18 protein-coding genes are annotated in these 19070 nt (G+C 68.6%); 6 read left to right on the top strand and 12 right to left on the bottom strand.

Annotation, left to right across the window (positions count from 1 at the left end):
* The first annotated feature begins 1 nt into the window (after position 1).
* From QTI33_RS06740 to QTI33_RS06750, 3 genes are read left to right on the top strand one after another with little or no spacing between them, the layout of a single operon-like run.
* Positions 2-610, top strand: coding sequence for a sulfite oxidase-like oxidoreductase (locus tag QTI33_RS06740; RefSeq protein WP_286505007.1), 609 nt, complete (start codon positions 2-4; stop codon positions 608-610).
* The gene (locus QTI33_RS06745) at positions 607-1344 is read left to right on the top strand and encodes an FAD-binding oxidoreductase (protein WP_286505008.1); all 738 of its coding nucleotides are present in this window, start codon (positions 607-609) and stop codon (positions 1342-1344) included. Before QTI33_RS06740 ends, QTI33_RS06745 begins: the two co-directional genes overlap by 4 nt.
* A 22-nt stretch (positions 1345-1366) precedes the next feature.
* On the top strand, positions 1367-1765 hold the full coding sequence (locus QTI33_RS06750; protein ID WP_286505009.1) for an OsmC family protein: 399 nt from the start codon (positions 1367-1369) through the stop codon (positions 1763-1765).
* A gap of 7 nt (positions 1766-1772) precedes the next feature.
* Here the strand turns inward: QTI33_RS06750 and QTI33_RS06755 are convergent, their stop codons facing one another.
* The 8 genes from QTI33_RS06755 to gcl all read right to left on the bottom strand — a co-directional run bounded on the left by QTI33_RS06755 (position 1773) and on the right by gcl (position 10954).
* Positions 1773-2087: an EthD family reductase gene (locus QTI33_RS06755; RefSeq protein WP_286505010.1), complete on the bottom strand. Its 315-nt coding sequence runs from the start codon at positions 2085-2087 to the stop codon at positions 1773-1775.
* Positions 2088-2128: 41 nt separating this feature from the next.
* Complete coding sequence (locus QTI33_RS06760; RefSeq protein WP_286505011.1) at positions 2129-2899, bottom strand: ABC transporter permease; 771 nt, start codon at positions 2897-2899, stop codon at positions 2129-2131.
* A gap of 7 nt (positions 2900-2906) precedes the next feature.
* Positions 2907-3743 (bottom strand): ABC transporter ATP-binding protein, encoded by an 837-nt coding sequence (locus tag QTI33_RS06765; protein ID WP_286505012.1) that lies wholly within the window; start codon positions 3741-3743, stop codon positions 2907-2909.
* Positions 3743-4771, bottom strand: a complete 1029-nt coding sequence (locus QTI33_RS06770; RefSeq protein WP_286505013.1) for an ABC transporter substrate-binding protein — start codon at positions 4769-4771, stop codon at positions 3743-3745. Before QTI33_RS06770 ends, QTI33_RS06765 begins: the two co-directional genes overlap by 1 nt.
* A gap of 192 nt (positions 4772-4963) precedes the next feature.
* A complete protein-coding gene (locus tag QTI33_RS06775) occupies positions 4964-7264 on the bottom strand; it encodes an NADP-dependent malic enzyme (RefSeq protein WP_286505014.1) in 2301 nt (766 codons plus the stop codon).
* A 110-nt stretch (positions 7265-7374) separates the two neighbouring features.
* The gene (locus QTI33_RS06780) at positions 7375-8280 is read right to left on the bottom strand and encodes a 2-hydroxy-3-oxopropionate reductase (protein WP_286505015.1); all 906 of its coding nucleotides are present in this window, start codon (positions 8278-8280) and stop codon (positions 7375-7377) included.
* 24 nt (positions 8281-8304) lie between these two features.
* Positions 8305-9084 carry a hydroxypyruvate isomerase gene (gene hyi, locus QTI33_RS06785; protein WP_286505016.1) on the bottom strand — a complete coding sequence of 260 codons (780 nt, stop codon included), beginning with the start codon at positions 9082-9084 and terminating at the stop codon, positions 8305-8307.
* Positions 9085-9160: 76 nt separating this feature from the next.
* Positions 9161-10954, bottom strand: coding sequence for a glyoxylate carboligase (gcl, locus tag QTI33_RS06790; protein WP_286505017.1), 1794 nt, complete (start codon positions 10952-10954; stop codon positions 9161-9163).
* 110 nt (positions 10955-11064) lie between these two features.
* Between gcl and QTI33_RS06795 the strand changes: the two genes are divergently transcribed.
* On the top strand, positions 11065-11988 hold the full coding sequence (locus QTI33_RS06795; protein ID WP_286505018.1) for a LysR family transcriptional regulator: 924 nt from the start codon (positions 11065-11067) through the stop codon (positions 11986-11988).
* A 23-nt stretch (positions 11989-12011) separates the two neighbouring features.
* On the opposite strand, the gene QTI33_RS06800 is transcribed toward QTI33_RS06795, so the two are convergent.
* The gene (locus QTI33_RS06800) at positions 12012-12848 is read right to left on the bottom strand and encodes a hypothetical protein (RefSeq protein ID WP_286505019.1); all 837 of its coding nucleotides are present in this window, start codon (positions 12846-12848) and stop codon (positions 12012-12014) included.
* Between the two features lie 140 nt (positions 12849-12988).
* On the opposite strand from QTI33_RS06800, the gene QTI33_RS06805 reads away from it, so the two are divergent.
* A complete protein-coding gene (locus QTI33_RS06805) occupies positions 12989-13618 on the top strand; it encodes a response regulator (RefSeq protein ID WP_286505020.1) in 630 nt (209 codons plus the stop codon).
* Positions 13608-15542 (top strand): hybrid sensor histidine kinase/response regulator, encoded by a 1935-nt coding sequence (locus tag QTI33_RS06810; protein ID WP_286505021.1) that lies wholly within the window; start codon positions 13608-13610, stop codon positions 15540-15542. The genes QTI33_RS06805 and QTI33_RS06810 overlap by 11 nt, the downstream gene beginning before the upstream one ends.
* Here QTI33_RS06810 and QTI33_RS06815 read toward each other — a convergent pair.
* From QTI33_RS06815 to QTI33_RS06825, 3 genes are read right to left on the bottom strand one after another with little or no spacing between them, the layout of a single operon-like run.
* A complete protein-coding gene (locus QTI33_RS06815; protein ID WP_286505022.1) occupies positions 15499-17226 on the bottom strand; it encodes a peptidoglycan D,D-transpeptidase FtsI family protein in 1728 nt (575 codons plus the stop codon). The genes QTI33_RS06810 and QTI33_RS06815 overlap by 44 nt on opposite strands.
* A 15-nt stretch (positions 17227-17241) precedes the next feature.
* Positions 17242-18318 (bottom strand): AI-2E family transporter, encoded by a 1077-nt coding sequence (locus QTI33_RS06820; protein ID WP_286505023.1) that lies wholly within the window; start codon positions 18316-18318, stop codon positions 17242-17244.
* Between the two features lie 50 nt (positions 18319-18368).
* Positions 18369-19067, bottom strand: a complete 699-nt coding sequence (locus QTI33_RS06825) for a GntR family transcriptional regulator (RefSeq protein WP_286505024.1) — start codon at positions 19065-19067, stop codon at positions 18369-18371.
* Between the last annotated feature and the right edge of the window lie 3 nt (positions 19068-19070).

The raw sequence follows: 19070 nt of genomic DNA on the forward strand, positions 1-19070 counted from the left end.
GATGGTCACGCGTGGATTCACAGGACGACGTCCGACCGCAGCCTTTGCCCGCCGCCTGCCGCCGGGCCAGTTCGAGACCGACGACTTTCCGGTGCTGGCCAAGGGGCCGACGCCCGAGGTCGATCTCGCGGCCTGGCGCTTCACGCTGAGCCACGGCCCGCGTCCGCTCGCGAGCTGGAGCTGGGCCGAGTTCGCAGCGTTGCCGCGAACGCAATGGCAGGGCGACATCCACTGCGTCACGACCTGGTCGAAGTTCGACACCCGGTGGGAGGGCGTGGGCATCGACGACCTGCTGGCGGCTGCGGGCGTCGCGCCGCCCAGTGACTTTTTGCTGGCGCTCTCGCACGACGACTACGACACCAACGTGCCGCTGGCGGACCTGGTGGGCGGACGGGCCATGGTGGCGACCCATTTCGACGGCCAGCCGCTCGCGGCCGAGCACGGCGGGCCGGCCCGGCTGCTGGTGCCGCACCTGTATTTCTGGAAGAGCGCCAAGTGGCTCAAGGGCCTGCGCTTCACGGCGCGCGACGAGGCCGGCTTCTGGGAGCTGCGCGGCTACCACATGCGTGGCGATCCGTGGAAGCAGCAGCGCTACTCGGACGATCCGTGAGCGCGCAGGGGCCCACGCGCTGGCAGGAGGCCATGATCGAGCGCATCGCGCCGGTCACGCCGCGCATCGCCAGCGTGATCCTGAAGGCGGACCTGGCGCGGCATGTCTCGGGCCAGCATCTTGACGTGCGCCTGACCGCGCCCGACGGCTATACGGCGCAGCGCAGCTACTCGATCGCTTCGGCACCGGGCGAGCCGGTCGAACTGCTGGTCGAGAAGCTCGACGACGGCGAGGTCTCGCCGTACTTCCACGACATCGCGCAAGCCGGCGACGCCATCGAGGTGCGCGGTCCGCTGGGCGGCCATTTCATCTGGCGCGCCGAGGACGGCGGGCCTGTGCTGCTGGTCGCGGGCGGCTCGGGCATCGCGCCGCTGATGGCGATGGTGCGCGACTGGGCGCGCACCGCGGTCGATCTGCCGTTGATGCTGGTCTGCTCGGCGCGCACGTGGGACGAACTGGCCTGCCGCGATGAACTGCTGGGGCTGGAGGCGAGCCGGACCGGTTTTCGCTTCGTCGCCGCGATCACGCGCGGCCCGGTGCAGCGCGCAGGCGACCGTGCGCAGCGCCTCGATGCCGCTGCGCTGAAGGAACTGATCGTGCGCTGGGGCCATCTGCCGCGCCATGTCCTCGTCTGCGGCTCGAACCGTTTCGTCGAGGGCGTGACCCGCGGGTTGGCCGATGCCACGCTCGCAGCGGGCATGATCCGCACCGAGCGCTATGGTGGCGCCGAATGACATTCAACCAGGAGCAATTCGAATGACCCTCACGGTCCGGCGCGACGGCGTCACAGGCACCCGCCACATCCTCAAGATCCGGGCCCACGAGATCCCGGTCGACGCCTCGCCCGATGGCGGCGGCGCCGATGCCGGCCCGACGCCGCACGACCTCTACGATGCCTCGCTCGCGGCCTGCAAGGCCTTGACGGTGCTGATCTATGCGCGGCGCAAGGGCATGCCGATCGAGGAGATCGAGGTCGCGGTCGACCGCGACGACAGCGAGGAGCGCCACGGCGTGTACCGCCTCGACAGCACGCTGCGCGTCACGGGTGACCTGACGGAGGCGCAGCGCGCCGAGTTGCTGCGGGTGGCCGGCAAGTGCCCGGTGCACCGCCTGATGACCGAGGTCAAGACGGAAATCGAGACCCGGATGGTCTGAACGAGCCTCAGCCCACCACCACTTCGCTGATCTGCATCACCGGCTGGATGTCGGTGTAGTTGGCGATGTCCGCCAGGATCTCCTTCGCATGCGGCCCGAAGCCGGCCTGGAACGATTCCACCGAGTCGGCGTAGACGTGGCACATGCCGACGTAGGTGGGCGGCTCGCCGGGCGCGCCGCCGGCCAAGCCCTTGTCGATCGTGTAGGACTTGCAGGCGTCGCCCATCCGGCTTTTGAGCAGCGGCATGTGCTTGTCGCGGTAGTAGGCGTGGTCGAACCGGGCGCCGGGAGTGTGGGGGTACATCACGCTGACCTTGATCATGTTCGTCTCCAGGTGAAAAGAACCGGCAAGGTTACGGGATTTCACTCCCCCTGCGAACCCCGGTGCGCCCAGCCCGTGGTGTGCTTCTCGACCGCGCTGAACAGTTCGTACATCCCCATCGCCATCGCGCCCACCACCATCAGCCCGGCAAAGGCCAGGCCCATCTGCATCGACGAGCCGGCCGAGATCAGCAGGTAGCCGATGCCCTCGTTGGCGGCGGTCATCTCCGACACCGTGGTGCCGACGAAGGCCAGCGTGATCGCCACCTTGAGCGAGGCGAAGAAGTAGGGCATGGAGCGCGGGAAGCCGATCTTCATGAGCACGTCCCAGCGCTTCGCGCCCAACACCCGCAGCACGTCCTCGAGCTCCGGCTCCAGCGTCGCGAGGCCGGTCGCGATGTTGACCATGATCGGGAAGAAGCTGATCAGGAAGGCGGTGAGGATCGCCGGCCCGACGCCGATGCCGAACCAGACCACCAGGATCGGCACGAAGGCCGCCTTCGGCAGCGCGTTGAAGGCGGTCATCAGCGGGTACATCGCCGCGTAGGCCAGCCGCGAACTGCCGATCACGAAGCCCAGCAGCACGCCCACCACGATCGCCAGGCCGAAGCCCGCCATCGTGACCCAGAAGGTGCGCCAGGCGTGGCCCGCGATGATTTCCTTGAACTCCCAGAACTGGGTCCAGATGCGCCACGGGCTCGGGAAGATGAACTCCGAGACGCCGAAGCCCGAACAGACGATCTGCCACAGCACGATGACCGCGACCAGCAGCAGCCAGGGCGACCAGCGTTCGATTTGCTTGTTGTTTTTCATGAAGGGCTTACTGCGGGATCGCGGCGGTGGCGATGGCCTGGCTGCGAATGGCGCCGATGTGGCCGCGCAGTTCGAGCACGATGTCGGTGAATTCCTTGGTGTAGGTCAGCTCCAGCTCGCGCGGGCGCGGCAGGTCGATCTCGCGCTTGACCACGAAGCGGCCCGGGCTCTTGCTCATCACGTAGACCGTGTCGGCCAGGAACACCGACTCGCGCAGGTCGTGCGTGACCAGGATCACGTTGAACTGCTGCTCGGTCCAGAGGTCGCGCAGGATGCACCAGAGCTCTTCGCGCGTGAAGGCGTCGAGGGCGCCGAAGGGCTCGTCGAGCAGCAGCATCTTGGGCTCGTGGATCAGCGCCCGGCAGATGCTCGCGCGCTGCTGCATGCCGCCCGAGAGCTGCCACGGGAACTTGTCCTCGTAGCCGCCCAGGCCGACCTTCTGCAGCAGCCTGCGGGCCCGCTCGACATATTCGCGGCGCTTGGCCTTGAAGGTCGAGCGGTAGGGCTCGACGATCTCCAGCGGCAGCAGCACGTTGTCGACCGTGGTGCGCCAGGGCAGCAGCGACGGCGCCTGGAAGGCCATGCCCGAGATCTTCAGCGGCCCGGTCACGGGCTGGCCGTCGATCCGGATCTTGCCCATCGAGGGCATCCGCAGCCCGGTGGTGAGCTTCATGAAGGTCGACTTGCCGCAGCCCGAGGGCCCGACGATGGCGATGAACTCGCCGCGCTGGACCTTCAGGTCGATCGCCTCGACCGCGAAATGGTTGGCCCGCAGCAGTTCCTCGTTGTAGGCGAGCCAGACGTCCTGGAAATCGACGAAGGGCGCGTGGGCGTTCTCCGCCATCACTTGCGCAGGATGTTCAGTTCTGCGGCGGGCGGCAGCAGCGAGCCGTTCCAGACCGCGTCGGGGTTGACGCGGGTCTTGGTCGCGAAGGCGTCCGACACCTGCGAGGCCATCAGCGACAGCCGGCCGGCGTTGACCTGGCCGAAGCCCTCGGCGCGGGCGTCGGGCGTGTTGACCACGGTGTCGATCGCCAGCTTCAGGCGGCGCGTCTCGAGCTCGCTGTTGACGATGCCGTCGCGCGCCTTGATCGATTCGATCGCGACCGCCGGGTTGGCGATCACGTCCTTGGCGCCCTTGGTGAAGGCCGAGAGGAAGGCCTTGACGGCCGCCGGGTTCTCCTTGATCAGCTTGGGCGAGGCGATGATCGCGTTGCCGTAGAGCTTCACGCCGAAGTCGGGGTAGGGCAGGATCACGATGTCGGCCGTCTTGGCGCCGCGCGCCTCGAGGTTCAAGAGCGAGGTGAAGGTGAAGCCCGTGATGGCGTCGATGTCGCCGCGCAGCAGCATGGTTTCGCGCAGTGTCGGGTCCATCGCGGTCCAGTTCACCGCGCCGATGTTGTTGGCCTTGGCGAAGATCGGAAAGGCACGGCGGCCGGCGTCGAACACCGGGGCGCCGAGCTTCTTGCCGGTGAGGTCGGTGGGCTTGGCGATGCCGCTCTTCTTGAGCGCCATCACCGAGGCCGGCGTGTTGTTGTAGACCATCATCACCGCCACCGGCTTGTTCGGGCTGTCGGGGTTGTTGGCGTGGAACTCCATCAGCGCCGCGAGGTCGGCGAAGCCCATGTCGTAGGCGCCCGAGGCCACCCGCGTGACTGCGCCGCCCGAGCCGTTGCCGGCGTCGACCGTGACGTCGAGCCCGCTGGCCTTGAAGTAGCCCTTGGCGGCCGGGTGGGTGAAGAAGGCGCCGGGCCCCTCGAAGCGCCAGTCCAGCTGGAACTTGATCGGCGTCGTCTGCGCGTGCGCAGTGCCCAGCCCGAAGCTGAGGGCGGAGGCGGCGAGGAAGGTCTGGAGCAGGTGGCGCTTGTTCATTCAGGAATTCCGTGAAAGGGTGGATGCACGGGATTCAAGCAAAAACGGTGCCGGCACGCACTTGGTGCGAACCCTTTCGCGTTCTCCATGCGGGTGCATGCGGTAACTGCGGGTTTCCACCGGACACAGGAGAGCGGACGAAAAAGCGCCCCGTCGCGTGCACCGCGCCGGGGCGTCCAGTTTGGTGCGCGCTCAGCGCGGCGAGTTGGCGTCGGCCACCGCCAGCGCGGTCATGTTGACCACCCGGCGCACCGTCGACGACGGCGTCAGGATGTGGGCCGAGCCCTGCGCGCCCATCAGGATCGGGCCGACCGTGACGCCGTTGCCGCCGGTCATCTTGAGCACGTTGAACAGGATGTTCGCGGCGTCGAGGTTCGGGCAGATCAGCAGGTTGGCCTCGCCGGTGAGCTGGGTCTCGGGCAGCGCCTTGCGCCGCACGTCCTCGGACAGGGCGGCGTCGCCGTGCATCTCGCCGTCGCATTCGATGTCGGGCGCCATCTTGGCGAACAGGTCGCGCGCCAGGCGCATCTTGCGCGCCGAGCCGCGCTCGGACGAGCCGAAGTTGGAGTGCGACAGGAACGCCACCTTGGGCGGCAGCCCGAAGCGGCGCACCTCGTCGGCCGCCATCATGGCGATGTTGGCCAGGGTCTCGGCGCTCGGGTCTTCGTGGACGTTGGTGTCGGCGATGAAGAGCGTGTACTTCTCGAGCGTGAGCGCGTTGAGCGTCGCGAAGCCCGGCGCGCCGCGCTTCAGGCCCAGCACCTGGTTCAGGATCTTGAGGTGGCTGTCGAAGCGCCCGACCAGGCCGCACAGCATCGCGTCGGCGTCGCCCAGGTGCAGCATCAGCGAGGCGATGGTGGTGTTGGAGCGCCGCACCATGGCCTTCGAGGCCTCGGGCGTGATGCCGCGCCGGCCCATGATCTGGTGGTAGGTCTCCCAGTAGGTGCGAAAGCGCGGGTCGTCCTCGGGGTCGACGCACTCGACGTCCTTGCCCACCGTGATGTGCAGGCCGGCCTTCTTGATGCGGGCCTCGATCACCGCCGGGCGCCCGATCAGGATCGGCTTGGCCAGCCCCTCGTCGACCGCCAGTTGGGCGGCGCGCAGCACGCGGTCGTCCTCGCCTTCGGCATAGGCCACGCGCTTGGCGCTCGCCACCTTGGCGGCGCTGAACACCGGCCGCATGAACATGCCGGTCTGGTAGACGAAGCGCGTCAGGTGCTGGCGGTAGGTGTCGAGGTCCTCGATCGGCCGGGTCGCCACGCCCGAGGCCTGCGCCGCCTTGGCGACCGCGGGCGCGATGCGCAGGATCAGCCGCGAGTCGAAGGGCTTGGGAATGATGTAGTCGGGCCCGAACGCCAGCTCCTGGCCGGCGTAGGCGGTGGCCACTTCCTCGCTGATGTCGGCCTTGGTGAGGTCGGCGATCTCGCGCACGCAGGCCAGCTTCATTTCCTCGGTGATCTTGCTGGCGCCGCAATCGAGCGCGCCGCGGAAGATGTAGGGAAAGCACAGCACGTTGTTGACCTGGTTCGGGTAGTCCGAGCGGCCGGTGGCGATGATGCAGTCGGGGCGCACGGCCTTGGCCAGTTCGGGCCGGATCTCGGGCTCGGGGTTGGCCAGCGCCAGGATGATCGGCTGGCTGCCCATGCTCTTGACCATCTCCTGGTCGACCACGCCGGGCGCCGAGCAGCCGAGGAAGACGTCGGCGTTCTTCATGACGTCGGCCAGGGTGCGGTCGCCGGTGTCCTTCTGGGCGTAGCGGGTCTTGGAGTCGTCGAAGCCGCCGGGCCGGCCGATGTAGATCAGGCCCTTGGAGTCGACCGCGTAGATATTGGCCGGCTTGGCGCCCAGGCCGACCATGACGTCGAGGCAGGCGATGGCGGCGGCGCCGGCGCCCGAGACGGCGATCTTGACGTCCTCGATCTTCTTGCCCACCAGTTCCAGGCCGTTGAGCAGCGCGGCCGCCGAGATGATCGCGGTGCCGTGCTGGTCGTCGTGGAACACCGGGATGTTCATGCGCTCGCGCAGCTTCTTCTCGATGTAGAAGCACTCGGGCGCCTTGATGTCCTCGAGGTTGATGCCGCCCAGCGTCGGCTCGAGTGCCGCGATGATCTCGACCAGCTTGTCGGGGTCGTTCTCGGCCAGTTCGATGTCGAAGACGTCGATGCCGGCGAACTTCTTGAACAGGCAGCCCTTGCCTTCCATCACGGGCTTGCTGGCCAGCGGGCCGATGTTGCCCAGGCCGAGCACGGCGGTGCCGTTGGTGACAACGCCCACCAGGTTGCCGCGCGAGGTGTATTCGGCCGCCAGCGAGGGGTCGGCCTCGATGTCCAGGCAGGGATAGGCCACGCCTGGCGAATAGGCCAGCGACAGGTCGCGCTGGTTCAGCAGCGGCTTGGTCGGCGAGATCGATATCTTGCCCTTGACGGGCGATCGGTGGTATTCACGCGCGGCGTCGCGCAGTGCTTCTTCTGCCGGGGAAAGGGTGTTTGCCATCGATGTCTCCTTGCTTTCTTGGCTCAGGAGAGAGGCTACTCCAAAAGTGAGCTTGGGCAATTCGGGATCGTGATTCGGGGTGGGACGGCGCGCATCCGCGCCGCCCGGCTTCAGTTGCCGTCCGGCGCCACGGGATGCTGTGCCATCGCCTCCAGCGCCCGCACCAGGGCCGAATGATCCTCCTGCCCATGCCCCAGCGCCGAGCACGCGTTCATCAACTGCGCCGCACTCGCCGTCTGCGGCAGCGCCACCCCCAGCGCACGCGCCCCTTGCAGCGCCAGGTTCAGGTCCTTCTGGTGCAGCGCGATGCGAAACCCCGGTGCGAAGGTTCGCTTGATCATGCGCTCGCCATGCACCTCCAGGATGCGCGAGGACGCGAAGCCGCCCATCAAGGCCTGCCGCACCTTCGCCGGATCGGCGCCGGCCTTGGAGGCGAACACCAGCGCCTCGCCCACCGCCGCGATGTTGAGCGCCACGATGATCTGGTTGGCCACCTTGCAGACCTGGCCGTCGCCGACGTTGCCGACCAGCGTGATGTTCTTGCCCATCTTCTCGAGCAGGGGCCGCACGCGCCCGAAGGTGCCCTCGTCGCCGCCGCACATGATCGTGAGGCTCGCCGCCTTCGCGCCCACCTCGCCGCCCGAGACCGGCGCATCGACGTAGCCGCAGCCCAGGCCGATGATCCGCTGCGCGAAGTCCTTGGTCGCGATCGGATCGATCGAGCTGCAATCGACCACCAGCTTGCCTTTGGACAGGCCCGCGGCCACGCCGCCTTCGCCGAACAGCACCTTCTCCACGTCCGGGGTGTCCGGCACCATGACGAAGACGATGTCGGCCTGCCGCGCCACCTCCGTGGCCGAGGCGCAGACCGTCGCGCCCGAAGCCAGGGGCTGCGGCACCTCGCCGCGCGTGTTCACGAAAAGCCGATGGCCGGCGTCGAGCAGGTGGCCCGCCATCGGCGCCCCCATGATGCCGAGGCCGATGAAGCCGATGTTCTGTGCGTTCGATTGCGTCATGTCGCGAGCTGTCCTTGTGCTGGGTTATTGCGTGAGCGCCGTGCGCCATCCGAGACCGTCGAGCGTCGTGCCGCGTGGCTTGTATTCGCAGCCGATCCACCCGTCATAGCCCAGCGAATCGATGTGCCTGAACAGCCACGGGTAGTGGATCTCGCCCGTGCCCGGTTCGCCGCGCCCCGGGTTGTCGGCCAGCTGGATGTGGCCGATCCGGGCGATGTTGCGGCTCAGCGTGTTGCCGAGCTCTCCTTCCATGCGCTGCGCGTGGTAGATGTCGTACTGCACCCGCAGGTTGGGCGAGCCGACCTCGTCGATCAGGGCCAGCGCCTGGTCGGTACGGCTCAGGTAGAAGCCGGGGATGTCGAAGGTGTTGATCGGCTCGATCAGCAGCCGGATGCCGGCGCCCAGCAGCTCCTTCGATGCGAAGCGCAGGTTGTCGACCACCACCTTGCGCGCGTCGGCCTGCGTGACGCCTTCGGGCAGCTTGCCGAGCAGGCAGTTCAGCTGCGGGCAACCCAGCGCCGTGGCGTAGTCGATCGCCCGCGCCACGCCTTCGCGGAACTCGCCCACCCGGTCCGGATGGCAGCCGATGCCGCGCTCGCCCGCGTCCCAGTTGCCGGCCGGCAGGTTGTGCAGCACCTGCGCCAGGCCGTTGTCGCGCAGGGCGGCCGCCAGCTCCTTCTTTTCGCAGGCGTAGGGGAACAGGTATTCGACGGCCTGGAAGCCGGCCTTGGCGGCGGCCTCGAAGCGCTGCATGAAGGGCAGCTCGGTGAACAGCATCGTGAGGTTGGCTGCGAATTTGGGCATGTGTTTGTCTCCTCTCTCGTCAGATGAGGACAGAGCAAAAACTGCGACGCAGTTTCTTGATCTGTCCCGCAAAGTCTCAGTCAAGCATCGCGGCTGCAATGGCCGTCGGTGCGTCCTCGGCGCTTTCGGCCAGCGCCTCGAATTCGTTGATGGCATCGATCTCGGTGCCCATCGCGATGTTGGTCACGCGCTCCAGCATCACCTCGATCACCACCGGCACGCCGAACTCGGCCATCAGCTGCTCGGCGCGCTGGATCGCCGGCGTCATCTCGTCCTGCTTGTAGACCCTGATCGCCTTGCAGCCCAGGCCCTCGACCACCTTCATGTGGTCGACGCCGTAACTGCGCTCGACACCGGCGTCCTCGGCCGCGTTGATGTTGTCGAAGCCGAGTTGCACGCAGTAGTCCATCTCGAAGCCGCGCTGCGACTGGCGGATCAGACCGAGGTAGGAGTTGTTGACCACGATGTGGATGTAGGGCAGCTTGAACTGCGCACCCACCGCAAGCTCCTCGATCATGAACTGGAAGTCGTAGTCGCCCGAGAGCGCGACGATCCTGCGCGTCGGGTCGGCGGCGCGAACGCCCAGCGCGGCCGGAATGGTCCAGCCCAGCGGGCCGGCCTGGCCGCAGTTGATCCAGTGGCGCGGGTTGTACACGTGCAGGAACTGCGCCGCCGCGATCTGCGACAGGCCGATGGTGCTGACATAGCAGGTGTCGTGGCTGAAGTTGTTGTTCATGCACTGGTACACGCGCTGCGGCTTCATCGGCACGTCGGCGAAGTTGGTCTTGCGCAGCATCGTCTTCTTGCGGTCGCGGCATTCGCCAACCCAATCGCGGCGGTCGGGCAGCCGGCCTGCGGCCTTCATCTCCTCGGCAACCTCGACGAACAGCTGCAGCGCGGCCTTGGCGTCCGAGACGATGCCGAAGTCGGGCGTGAAGACGCGGCCGATCTGGGTCGGCTCGATGTCCACGTGCACGAAGGTGCGGCCCTTGGTGTAGACCTCGACCGAGCCGGTATGGCGGTTGGCCCAGCGGTTGCCGATGCCGAGCACGAAGTCCGACGCCAGCATGGTCGCGTTGCCGTAGCGGTGGCTGGTCTGCAGGCCGCACATGCCGGCCATCAGCGGATGGTCGTCGGGGATCGCGCCCCAGGCCATCAGGGTCGGGATCACGGGCACGCCGGTGGCTTCGGCGAAGCGCACCAGCAGGTCGCTCGCGTCGGCATTGATGACGCCGCCGCCGGCCACGATCAGGGGCCGCTCGGCCGCGTTGAGCATGCCGATGGCCTTCTCGATCTGGGCCCGCGTGGCGGCCGGCCTGTAGGGCGTGAGCGGCTCGTAGCTGTCGATGTCGAACTCGATCTGCGCCATCTGGACGTCGAAGGGCAGGTCGATCAGCACCGGGCCCGGCCGGCCCGAGCGCATCAGGTGGAAGGCCTGCTGGAACACCTGCGGCACCTGGCCCGGCTCGCGCACCGTGACCGACCACTTGGTGACGGGCTTGGAGATCGACTCGATGTCGACCGCCTGGAAGTCTTCCTTGTAGAGCCGGGCGCGCGGCGCCTGGCCGGTGATGCACAGGATCGGGATCGAATCGGCCCAGGCCGAGTACAGGCCCGTGATCATGTCGGTGCCGGCCGGCCCCGAGGTGCCGATGCACACGCCGATGTTGCCGGCCACCGCGCGGGTGTAGCCCTCGGCCATGTGCGAGGCGCCCTCGACGTGGCGCGCCAGGATGTGGGCGATGCCGCCCTGCTTGCGCAAGGCGGAATACAGCGGATTGATGGCGGCGCCGGGAACGCCGAAGGCCTGGGTCACGCCTTCCTTTTCCATCACGAGCACGGCGGCCTGGGCCGCGGTCATCTTTGCCATGCGAGTCTCCTTGGGTTGGGCTCGACTGTAGGAATTCGGGCCGGTTCGCAGAAGACGGCGGGAGGCCATAAAGCCTATTCCTGGGTGGAATAACTGGCTACCATCCGGGGATGGACCGATTGCTGGCGATGGAGATGTTCGTGCGCGTGGTGGAGACCGGCAGCTTCTCCAAGGCGGCGCGCGAGTTCAACACCACCCAGCCCACCGTGACCAAGCAGGTCGCCGCCACCGAGGCCCGGCTCAAGGCCCGGCTGCTGAACCGCAACACCCGCGGCGTGAGCCTCACGGAATCGGGTGCGCTCTATTACGAGAAGTGCAAGTCGATCGTGCGCGAGGCGGAGGAGGCCGAGAGCATCGTCAAGCTCAGGCAGTCGCAGGCGCAAGGCTTGCTGCGCATCGGCACCTCGACCGCCTTCGGCCGCCGCGTGGTGGTGCCGCTGGCGCTGGAGTTCATGGCCCGGCACCCGCAGGTGCAGGTCGACCTGAGCTTCGAGGATCGCTATGTCGACCTGGTGGCGCAGGGCATCGACGTCGCGATCCGCATGGGCAAGCTGGCCGATTCCTCGCTGGGCGCGCGTTTCCTCGGCATGAATCCCTGGGTCATGGTGGCCGCGCCGGCCTATCTCCAGGCCCACGGGACGCCGAAGAAGGCCCAGGACCTGAGCGCCCACGTGGCCCTGATCTACAGCAGCGTGGTCGGCGACGACGTCTGGCACCTGCACACGCCCCGGGGCGAGCCGGTCACGGTGCCGGTGTCGGGGCGCCTGCGCTCGAACAACGTCTCGGCCGTGCTGGCCGCCGCGCGGGCCGGCCTCGGCATCGCGCTGATGCCGCGCTACGTGGCGAGCGATTCGCTGGCCGCGGGGCAGGTGAGCGAAGTGCTGGCCGACCATGCGCTGGACGAGCAGGAGATCCATGCCGTGTTCCCCTCGCCCAAGCTGGTGCCGGGCAAGGTGTCGAGCTTCGTCGCCTTCCTGCAGGGGCGGTTCGGCGAACGCTGGTGGGCGTCGGCGCCTGTACGCGCCGCGCCCTAGGGTGCCGAGCGCGCTCGGGCTTGTCAGGCGGCGGAGCGTGCCGGTTCGGGGGTGCGGCCCAGCCATGGCTGGAACTCGGCGGTGGGCGTCCGGTCGTCGGTCGGCTGCGAGAGCTCCTTCGCGTCCAACAGGCCACAGCGCCAGAGTTCGACCTCCGAGGCGGCGCTGGCGAACGGGCGCTGTGTGGCAGCGAGCACCATGTAGATCTCGCGGCACTCGCGCCGGCCGAAATCCTGGCGCAGCTGGTCGAGCGACAGCCGGCGCAGTTGTCCGAGGGTTTCGCAACCCTGGTCGAGCACGCGCTCCAGCGTCTTGGGCCTGAGCCCGAGCGCCGCCGCATGGGCGTCGTCCTCGAGGCCGCGCAACGCGCGCCGGCGTGCCTCCCGATGCAGGGCCAGGACGACCCGGCATTGGTCTGCCTGCGGTCCTTGCGTGTCGGCGTCCGGCCGGAAGCCGAGTCCGATGCTGGCCAGCGCGTCGCGCAGCGCGGACAGCGTCGGGGCGTCGATCGCCTTTTCCTGCTGCAGTTCCCGCTCGCTGGCCGCGCAGAGGTCCTCGAGCCAGTAGATGCCGCGCTCGCGCAGCGCCTGGCGGGCCTGCGCCCCGATGGCGATCTCGTCGATCGGCATGTCGAGCCCCAGGCGCGACAGGCAGTCCAGCTGCAGCGCTCTTTTCGGGAACCAGTTGAAGGACGAGAAGTCGGGCCTGGTGCCGGCGGCGATCAAGCCGTCGCGCAGGGCCGTGGCGTGCTTGCGCCGGGTCGCGAGGATGAATCGGCGCAGGCCGCGCAGGCAGGCGGAGAGTTCGTCGCCGGACAGTTGAGACAGGTCCTCGACAGAGCGGATGGTGAAATGTTGCATGGTCGGCGGGCGTTGAGGGTTGTGGGTCGGGCTGTTCACTATGCAATCACGGCGCGCTTGCCAAAACCCCCGAGAGGTCGGGTTATGCTCGTGCGTGCTCAGCGCCGCGACGACGGCGCGACGCTCAGGGAGTCAGAAAAATGACAGAGATTCTTCTGGTCGACGACCATGCCTTGTTCAGGGCTGGGCTTCGACTGCTGGTGTCGACCATCCTGCGCAACGTGCAGGTCTTCGAGGCGTGTTCTCTCGCGGAGGCGCTCGAGACGGCCAGGGCGCGCGAGGGCATCTCCCTGTGCCTGCTCGATCTGGTGCTCGAGGACGGCGGTGGACTCGATGCCCTGGCCGCCTTCCGCCGCGCGGCGCCGGAGATCGCGGTGGTGGTCGTCTCGGCCACCCAGGATGCCGCCACCATCCGCGCCTGCCTCGATGCCGGGGCGATGAGCTTCGTGCCCAAGAGCATGCCCGCGGCCGCCCTGACGCAGGCACTGCGCCGGGTGCTGTCGGGCCATGTCTTCCTGCCCGAGCAGGTCCTGCCGGCGGCACCGTCGCCCGGTGCGCGCTCGGGCCTCAGCCGCCGCCAGCGCGACGTGCTGAGCGCGTTGGCGCGCGGGCTGCCGACCAAGTCCATCGCGCGCGAACTGGGCATCTCCGATCACACCGTCAAGGAGAATCTCACCGGGCTGTTCCAGGCCTTGCGGGTGACCAATCGCACCGAGGCCGTCATCGTCGCCAGCCGGCTGGGCCTCACGGAGGGAAGCGATGTCGGATGAGGCGGGGCATGCGACCATCCGGCAGGCCTGGACCGAGATGTGGATGCAGGCGCCGCGCTTCGGGTCGAGCGTGCAGGAGACGGCCTTCCTGCGCGGCTACAGCCTCCAGTTCGCAAACCAGCGCCGCCTGGCCCTGCTGCTGGGCATCGTCGCGACGGTGGCCTACCTGCCCTGGGACCATGTCTATGCGCGGGACCCCGCGTTCGGCGGCGAGGTCTTCCGGGCGGTGCTCGTCAACCGGATCCTGACGGCGCTGCTGATCGTGCCGTTCCTGGCGCTCGCGATGCGCCCGCGCTTCGCGCAGGACGAGCGCTTCGCCACCGCCGTCGTGACGGCCTGCGTCTTCGTCGACTTCCTCTTCTACTGCCGCGGCTTCCTGCTGGCGCCCTATCCCTACGACTACATGTACTTCTTCATGGGGATGTGCATCAACGTGGTGTTCGGCTTCGCGGTGCTGCAGATGCGGGCTCGGCCGGTGCTGCTGCAGCTTGGCTTGTGCGCGATGGCTTCGCTTGTCACCTTCGCCTGGAACTGGCAGCTCAAGGCCGACGTTCTCGAAGACCACGAGGCCCGCATCTACCAATGGGCGGCGCTGAGCTTCCTGGCGACGCTGGCGATGATCGGCTACATCGTCGCCAACCTGTTCGAGCGCACCCGGCGCGCCAGCTTCGCGCAGACCGAGCAGCTGGCCGGCTCGAACGCCAGCCTGACCAGCCGCCGCGAAGACGTCGACCGGCTCAACCAGGCGCTGCGCATGGCCGTGGAGCGCGCCGAGCGCGAATCGGCGGCGAGGACACGCGTGCTCGCCGCGGCCAGCCACGACCTGCGCCAGCCGCTGCATGCGCTGTCGATCTACAGCGCCGTCCTGGCGGCCGACCCGGTGCCGCAGACCTTGCGCGAGGTCGGGGCCCACATCGACCAGATCGCCCGCACCCTCGGGGCGCTGCTGCATGGCCTGCTCGACCTGTCGCAGCTGTCGAGCGGCCATTACGTGCCGGCGCGCCAGCGCGTGGCGCTGGACGCGTGGCTGGAATCGATCTGCCTCGAATACGAGGGCGCGGCCGCTTCCAAGGGCCTGCGGCTGCGGCGCGAACTGGCGCCGCTGGCCTGGCATGGCGACACGATGGCCGTCTCGCGGATCGCCCGCAACTTGCTGGGCAACGCCATCAAGTACACGGCCGCCGGCACGGTGACGATGCGGCTCGCGGCGCAGGGACAGCGCGCGTTGCTGTCGGTCGAGGACACCGGCGTCGGGATTCCGCACGAAGCCCAGCCGCGGATCTTCGAGGAGTTCTTCCAGGTCGGCAACCAGGGCCGCGACCGCAGCCAGGGCGTCGGGCTGGGGCTGGCGATCGTGCATCGGCTGGTCGAGCTGTCGGCAGGCGACATCGCCGTGCACTCCGAGCCCGGCGCGGGCAGCTGCTTCACGGTGAGACTGCCCGGCGTCGAGGCGGTGCCGTCGGCGGGGGCCGAGCCGGTCGTCGCCGGCCCTGCCGGCGCGGCCGACGCCATCGCCTTCGCGGGGCGGGTGTACCTGGTCGACGACGAGCCCGACATCCTGCGCAGCATGGCGATGCTGCTGCGGTCGTGGCATTGCAGCACCTTCACCGCCGTCGATGCGGAACAAGCCACGGCGCTGTTCGAGTCGGCGGGCAAGCCCGACCTGCTGATCGTCGACCTGCGCCTGCAGGGGGCGGAGAACGGTCCGATGCTGGTCGAGCGCCTGCAGCGCACGCATGGCCGCTTCCCGGTGCTGGTCATCACCGGCGAGACGGCGTCGGAGCTGCTGCGCGGTGCGACCCAGGCCGGCTGGACCCTGCTGTACAAGCCGATCGCCGCCGAGACCCTGCGCGACGCCCTGGCCCAGGTGCTGCCGCGGCTCAGTGCGCCTGCGACGCCACCGGCAGATCGGGCAGCACGTTGAGGATGCGCAGCGTCTGCTGCACCACCGCGCTGAACACCGGCGCCGCCACCAGGCCGCCGAAGTACTTGCCGGCACTGGGTTCGTCGATCATCACCGCGACGATGATGCGCGGCTTGTCGATCGGCGACATGCCGGTGTACCAGGCGCGGTACTTGTTGCTCGCGTAGCCCTTGCCGACCTGCTTGTGGGCGGTGCCGGTCTTGCCGCCGACCGAGTAGCCCTCGGTCTGCGCCAGCGGCGCCGTGCCGCCGGGCGCGGCCGCCATGTGCATCATCTTGCGCACCTGGGCCGCGATCAGCGCCGAGAACACCGGCACGCCGGCCGGCGGCTCGTGGGTCTTGAGCATGGTGATCGGGATCACCTTGCCACCGTTGGCGAAGGCGGTGTAGGCATGGGCGATCTGGAACAGCGAGGCCGACAGGCCGTAGCCGTAGGACATCGTGGCCTGCTCGATCGGGCGCCACGACTTCCAGGGCCGCAGCCGGCCCGTCACGGCGCCCGGGAACTGCGTCTGCGGCTTCTGGCCGAAGCCGAGCGAGGTGTAGGAATCCCACATCTCCTTGGCCGTCATGCGCTGCGAGATCCTGGTGGCGCCCACGTTGCTCGACTTCTGGATCACCGTCTCGGTGGTCAGGACGCCGAAGTTCTCGTCGTCGTGGATGGTGGCGCCGGCCACCGTGAGGTGGCCCGGGTTGGTGTCGATCACGGTCTGCGGCGTGATCCGGCCCAGCTGCAGCGCGGTCGCCACGGTGATCGGCTTCATCGTCGAGCCGGGCTCGAAGACGTCGGTCATGGCCCGGTTGCGCAGCTGCTCGCCGGTCATCTTGCGGCGGTCGTTGGGGTCGAAGCTCGGGTAGTTGGCCATCGCCAGCAGTTCGCCGGTGGCGGCATCGACCACCACGGCGCTGCCGGCGCGGGCCTTGTTGGCGACCACGGCGTCGCGCAGCGTCTCGTAGGCCACCGCCTGCACCCGGTCGTCCAGGCTCAGCTGGACGTCGTGGCCGTCGACCGGCGGCACCTGCTCGCCCAGGTCCTCGACCACCGCGCCGAGCCGGTTCTTGATCACCCGGCGCGAGCCGGCCTTGCCCGACAGTTCCTTGTCGAAAGCCAGCTCGATGCCTTCCTGGCCGACGTCCTCCACGTTGGTGAAGCCGGCCACGTGCGCCGCTGCCTCGCCCTCGGGGTACTGGCGCTTGTACTCGCGGCGCTGGTAGATGCCCTTGATGTCGAGCGCGGCGATCTGCCGGGCGACGCCGTCGTCGACCTGGCGCTTGAGCCAGACGAAGCTCTTGTCCTCTCCGAGCTTGCGAGAGACCTCCGCCAGCGGCATGCCGAGCAGCTCGGCGAGCTTGCGCAGCCGCGGGGCCAGCGCCGGATCGTCCTGGTCGACGTCCTCCGGAATCGCCCAGATGCTGGGCGCCGGCACGTCGGAGGCCAGGATCAGCCCGTTGCGGTCGAGGATGTGGCCGCGGCTGGCCGGCAGCTCGAGGGTGCGGGCGTAGCGCGCCTCGCCCTGGTGCTGGAAGAAATCGTTGTCGATCACCTGCACGTCGATGGCGCGGCCGGCCAGCACGGCGAAGCCCAGCGCGATGCCGGCGACGATGAGTTTGCTGCGCCAGGCCGGCGTCTTGCTCGCCAGCAACGGGCTGGTGGCGTAGCGCAGGCTGGGCCCGCTGCGATGCATGGTTCGGGTTCCCTGTCAGGACAATGGGGGAGGGGGGGTGTCGTCGGCGTCGTTCGACGAGGCGAACAGGTCCCAGGCCGCCATGAAGAGCGCCGCGATCACCGGGCCGATCACGAAGCCGTTGATGCCGAACAGCGCGATCCCGCCGATGGTCGACATCAGCACCACGTAGTCGGGCATCTGGGTGTCCTTGCCGACGAGCAGGGGCCGCAGGATGTTGTCGACCAGGCCGATCACGAAGACGCCGACGAACACCAGGCCGAGGGCCTTGCCGATGGCGCCGACGGCCAGGAAGTAGATCGCCACCGGCCCCCAGATCAGGGCCGCGCCGACCGCCGGCAGCAGCGACAGGAAGGCCATCAGTGCGCCCCAGAGCAGCGAGCCCTGCAGCCCCATCAGCGAGAAGGTCACGCCGCCGATCAGGCCCTGCGCGGCCGCCACCGCGACGTTGCCCTTGATGGTGGCGCGGATGACGGTGGTGAACTTGTTCAGCAGGTAGTGGGTGTGCGGCTTGGCCAGCGGCAGCGAGGCGCGGATCGTCTTCGACAGCTCGGCGCCGTCGCGCAGCAGGAAGAACAGCAGGTACAGCATGATGCCGAAGCTGATGATGAATTCGAAGGTGTTCTGGCCGATCGCCACGGCGTGGGTGGCGATCGCCTGGCTGCCCCGCGCGGCCGCCTGCGAGACCTGCTTGATCAGGCCTTCGACGTTGCCGAGGCCGAAGCGGTCGAGCAGGCTCAGGGCCCACTGCGGGATGGCGTTGACCACCTGCTGGAAGTAGTTGGCGAAGCTGATGTCGCCGGTGCGGATCTTCTGCGACAGCAGCGACACCTCCTCGACCAGCGACAGGCTGACCGCGACCAGCGGGATGATCACCACCACCATCGCCATCAGCAGCGTCACGATGGCGGCCAGGTTGCGCCGGCCGCCCATCTTCTTGAGCAGCCGCCGGTAGATCGGGGTGAACAGGATGGCGAGGGCAAGCCCCCACATCACGGCACCGAAGAAGGGGAAGAGGATCCAGCCGAAGGCGATCGTGACGACCGCCAGCAGGAACAGGAAGGTGCCGCGCTGCAGCGCTGGTGAATTCATAGGCCGATCGACTTTAGCCGAAACCGCCCTCGTTGCAGGGGCGATGCGTGTCAGCGAATGCCGCGAGGCAGCGCCACCGGCGCCAGCGTGCTGCGCAGCCGTTCGTCGGCGTCGGGCAGCGGCGGGGCCTCGACCTGCAGCGCCTGCTCGACGTTGCCGATATGGTCCAGCATCAGCTGCCGGGCCTGCGGCGTGTCGCCGGCTTCCAGCGCGGCCACGATCGCGGCGTGCTCGGCGCAGGACTCGGCCGCCTCGTGCCGGGACTGGAACAGGGTGGCCGCCAGCGTGGTGCGCGCCGTCAGGTCCCGCAGCACGTCGCACAGCAGCCGGTGGCCCATCTGGTCGGCCAGGCAGACGTGGAAGTCGGCCAGCAGGAAGGCGCGGGTGGCGGCGTCGGCGCCGGCGATGGCGCGCTGCTCGTCGGCGATGTGCTCGCGCAGCTTGCGGATCACCTTGGCCAGCGGCCGGCCGGCTTCGGCCAGGATGCCGGCTTCGACGATCCGGCGGGCGGCGAAGGCGTCGCGGGCCTCGTCGGCCGAAGGTTCGACCACATACCAGCCGCGCCGCGACTGCACCTCGACGAAGCCGCGCGCCTGCAATTGCATCAGCGCCTCGCGCACCATGGTCCGGCTGACGCCGAAATTCTCGGCCAGGGCCTGCTCGCCGAGCCGCTCTCCGGGCGCCAGCTTCTGCGCCAGGATGGCTTCGACCACGCGCTCGGCGATGTGGGTGGGCGTGACGTCGGTCATCGG

The sequence above is a fragment of the Variovorax davisae genome (genome assembly GCF_030316845.1).
In the GTDB taxonomy this organism is placed as follows: domain Bacteria; phylum Pseudomonadota; class Gammaproteobacteria; order Burkholderiales; family Burkholderiaceae_C; genus Variovorax; species Variovorax davisae.

Coding starts and splice junctions, on each gene's coding strand:
- QTI33_RS06810 (WP_286505021.1), top strand. CDS start 13,608: ATGTCGGATGAGGCGGGGCATGCGACCATCCGGCAGGCCTGGACCGAG.
- gcl (WP_286505017.1), bottom strand. CDS start 10,954: ATGGCAAAGATGACCGCGGCCCAGGCCGCCGTGCTCGTGATGGAAAAG.
- QTI33_RS06765 (WP_286505012.1), bottom strand. CDS start 3,743: ATGGCGGAGAACGCCCACGCGCCCTTCGTCGATTTCCAGGACGTCTGG.
- QTI33_RS06805 (WP_286505020.1), top strand. CDS start 12,989: ATGACAGAGATTCTTCTGGTCGACGACCATGCCTTGTTCAGGGCTGGG.
- QTI33_RS06750 (WP_286505009.1), top strand. CDS start 1,367: ATGACCCTCACGGTCCGGCGCGACGGCGTCACAGGCACCCGCCACATC.
- QTI33_RS06825 (WP_286505024.1), bottom strand. CDS start 19,067: ATGACCGACGTCACGCCCACCCACATCGCCGAGCGCGTGGTCGAAGCC.
- hyi (WP_286505016.1), bottom strand. CDS start 9,084: ATGCCCAAATTCGCAGCCAACCTCACGATGCTGTTCACCGAGCTGCCC.
- QTI33_RS06775 (WP_286505014.1), bottom strand. CDS start 7,264: ATGGCAAACACCCTTTCCCCGGCAGAAGAAGCACTGCGCGACGCCGCG.
- QTI33_RS06815 (WP_286505022.1), bottom strand. CDS start 17,226: ATGCATCGCAGCGGGCCCAGCCTGCGCTACGCCACCAGCCCGTTGCTG.
- QTI33_RS06800 (WP_286505019.1), bottom strand. CDS start 12,848: ATGCAACATTTCACCATCCGCTCTGTCGAGGACCTGTCTCAACTGTCC.
- QTI33_RS06820 (WP_286505023.1), bottom strand. CDS start 18,318: ATGAATTCACCAGCGCTGCAGCGCGGCACCTTCCTGTTCCTGCTGGCG.
- QTI33_RS06740 (WP_286505007.1), top strand. CDS start 2: ATGGTCACGCGTGGATTCACAGGACGACGTCCGACCGCAGCCTTTGCC.
- QTI33_RS06795 (WP_286505018.1), top strand. CDS start 11,065: ATGGACCGATTGCTGGCGATGGAGATGTTCGTGCGCGTGGTGGAGACC.
- QTI33_RS06755 (WP_286505010.1), bottom strand. CDS start 2,087: ATGATCAAGGTCAGCGTGATGTACCCCCACACTCCCGGCGCCCGGTTC.
- QTI33_RS06780 (WP_286505015.1), bottom strand. CDS start 8,280: ATGACGCAATCGAACGCACAGAACATCGGCTTCATCGGCCTCGGCATC.
- QTI33_RS06770 (WP_286505013.1), bottom strand. CDS start 4,771: ATGAACAAGCGCCACCTGCTCCAGACCTTCCTCGCCGCCTCCGCCCTC.
- QTI33_RS06760 (WP_286505011.1), bottom strand. CDS start 2,899: ATGAAAAACAACAAGCAAATCGAACGCTGGTCGCCCTGGCTGCTGCTG.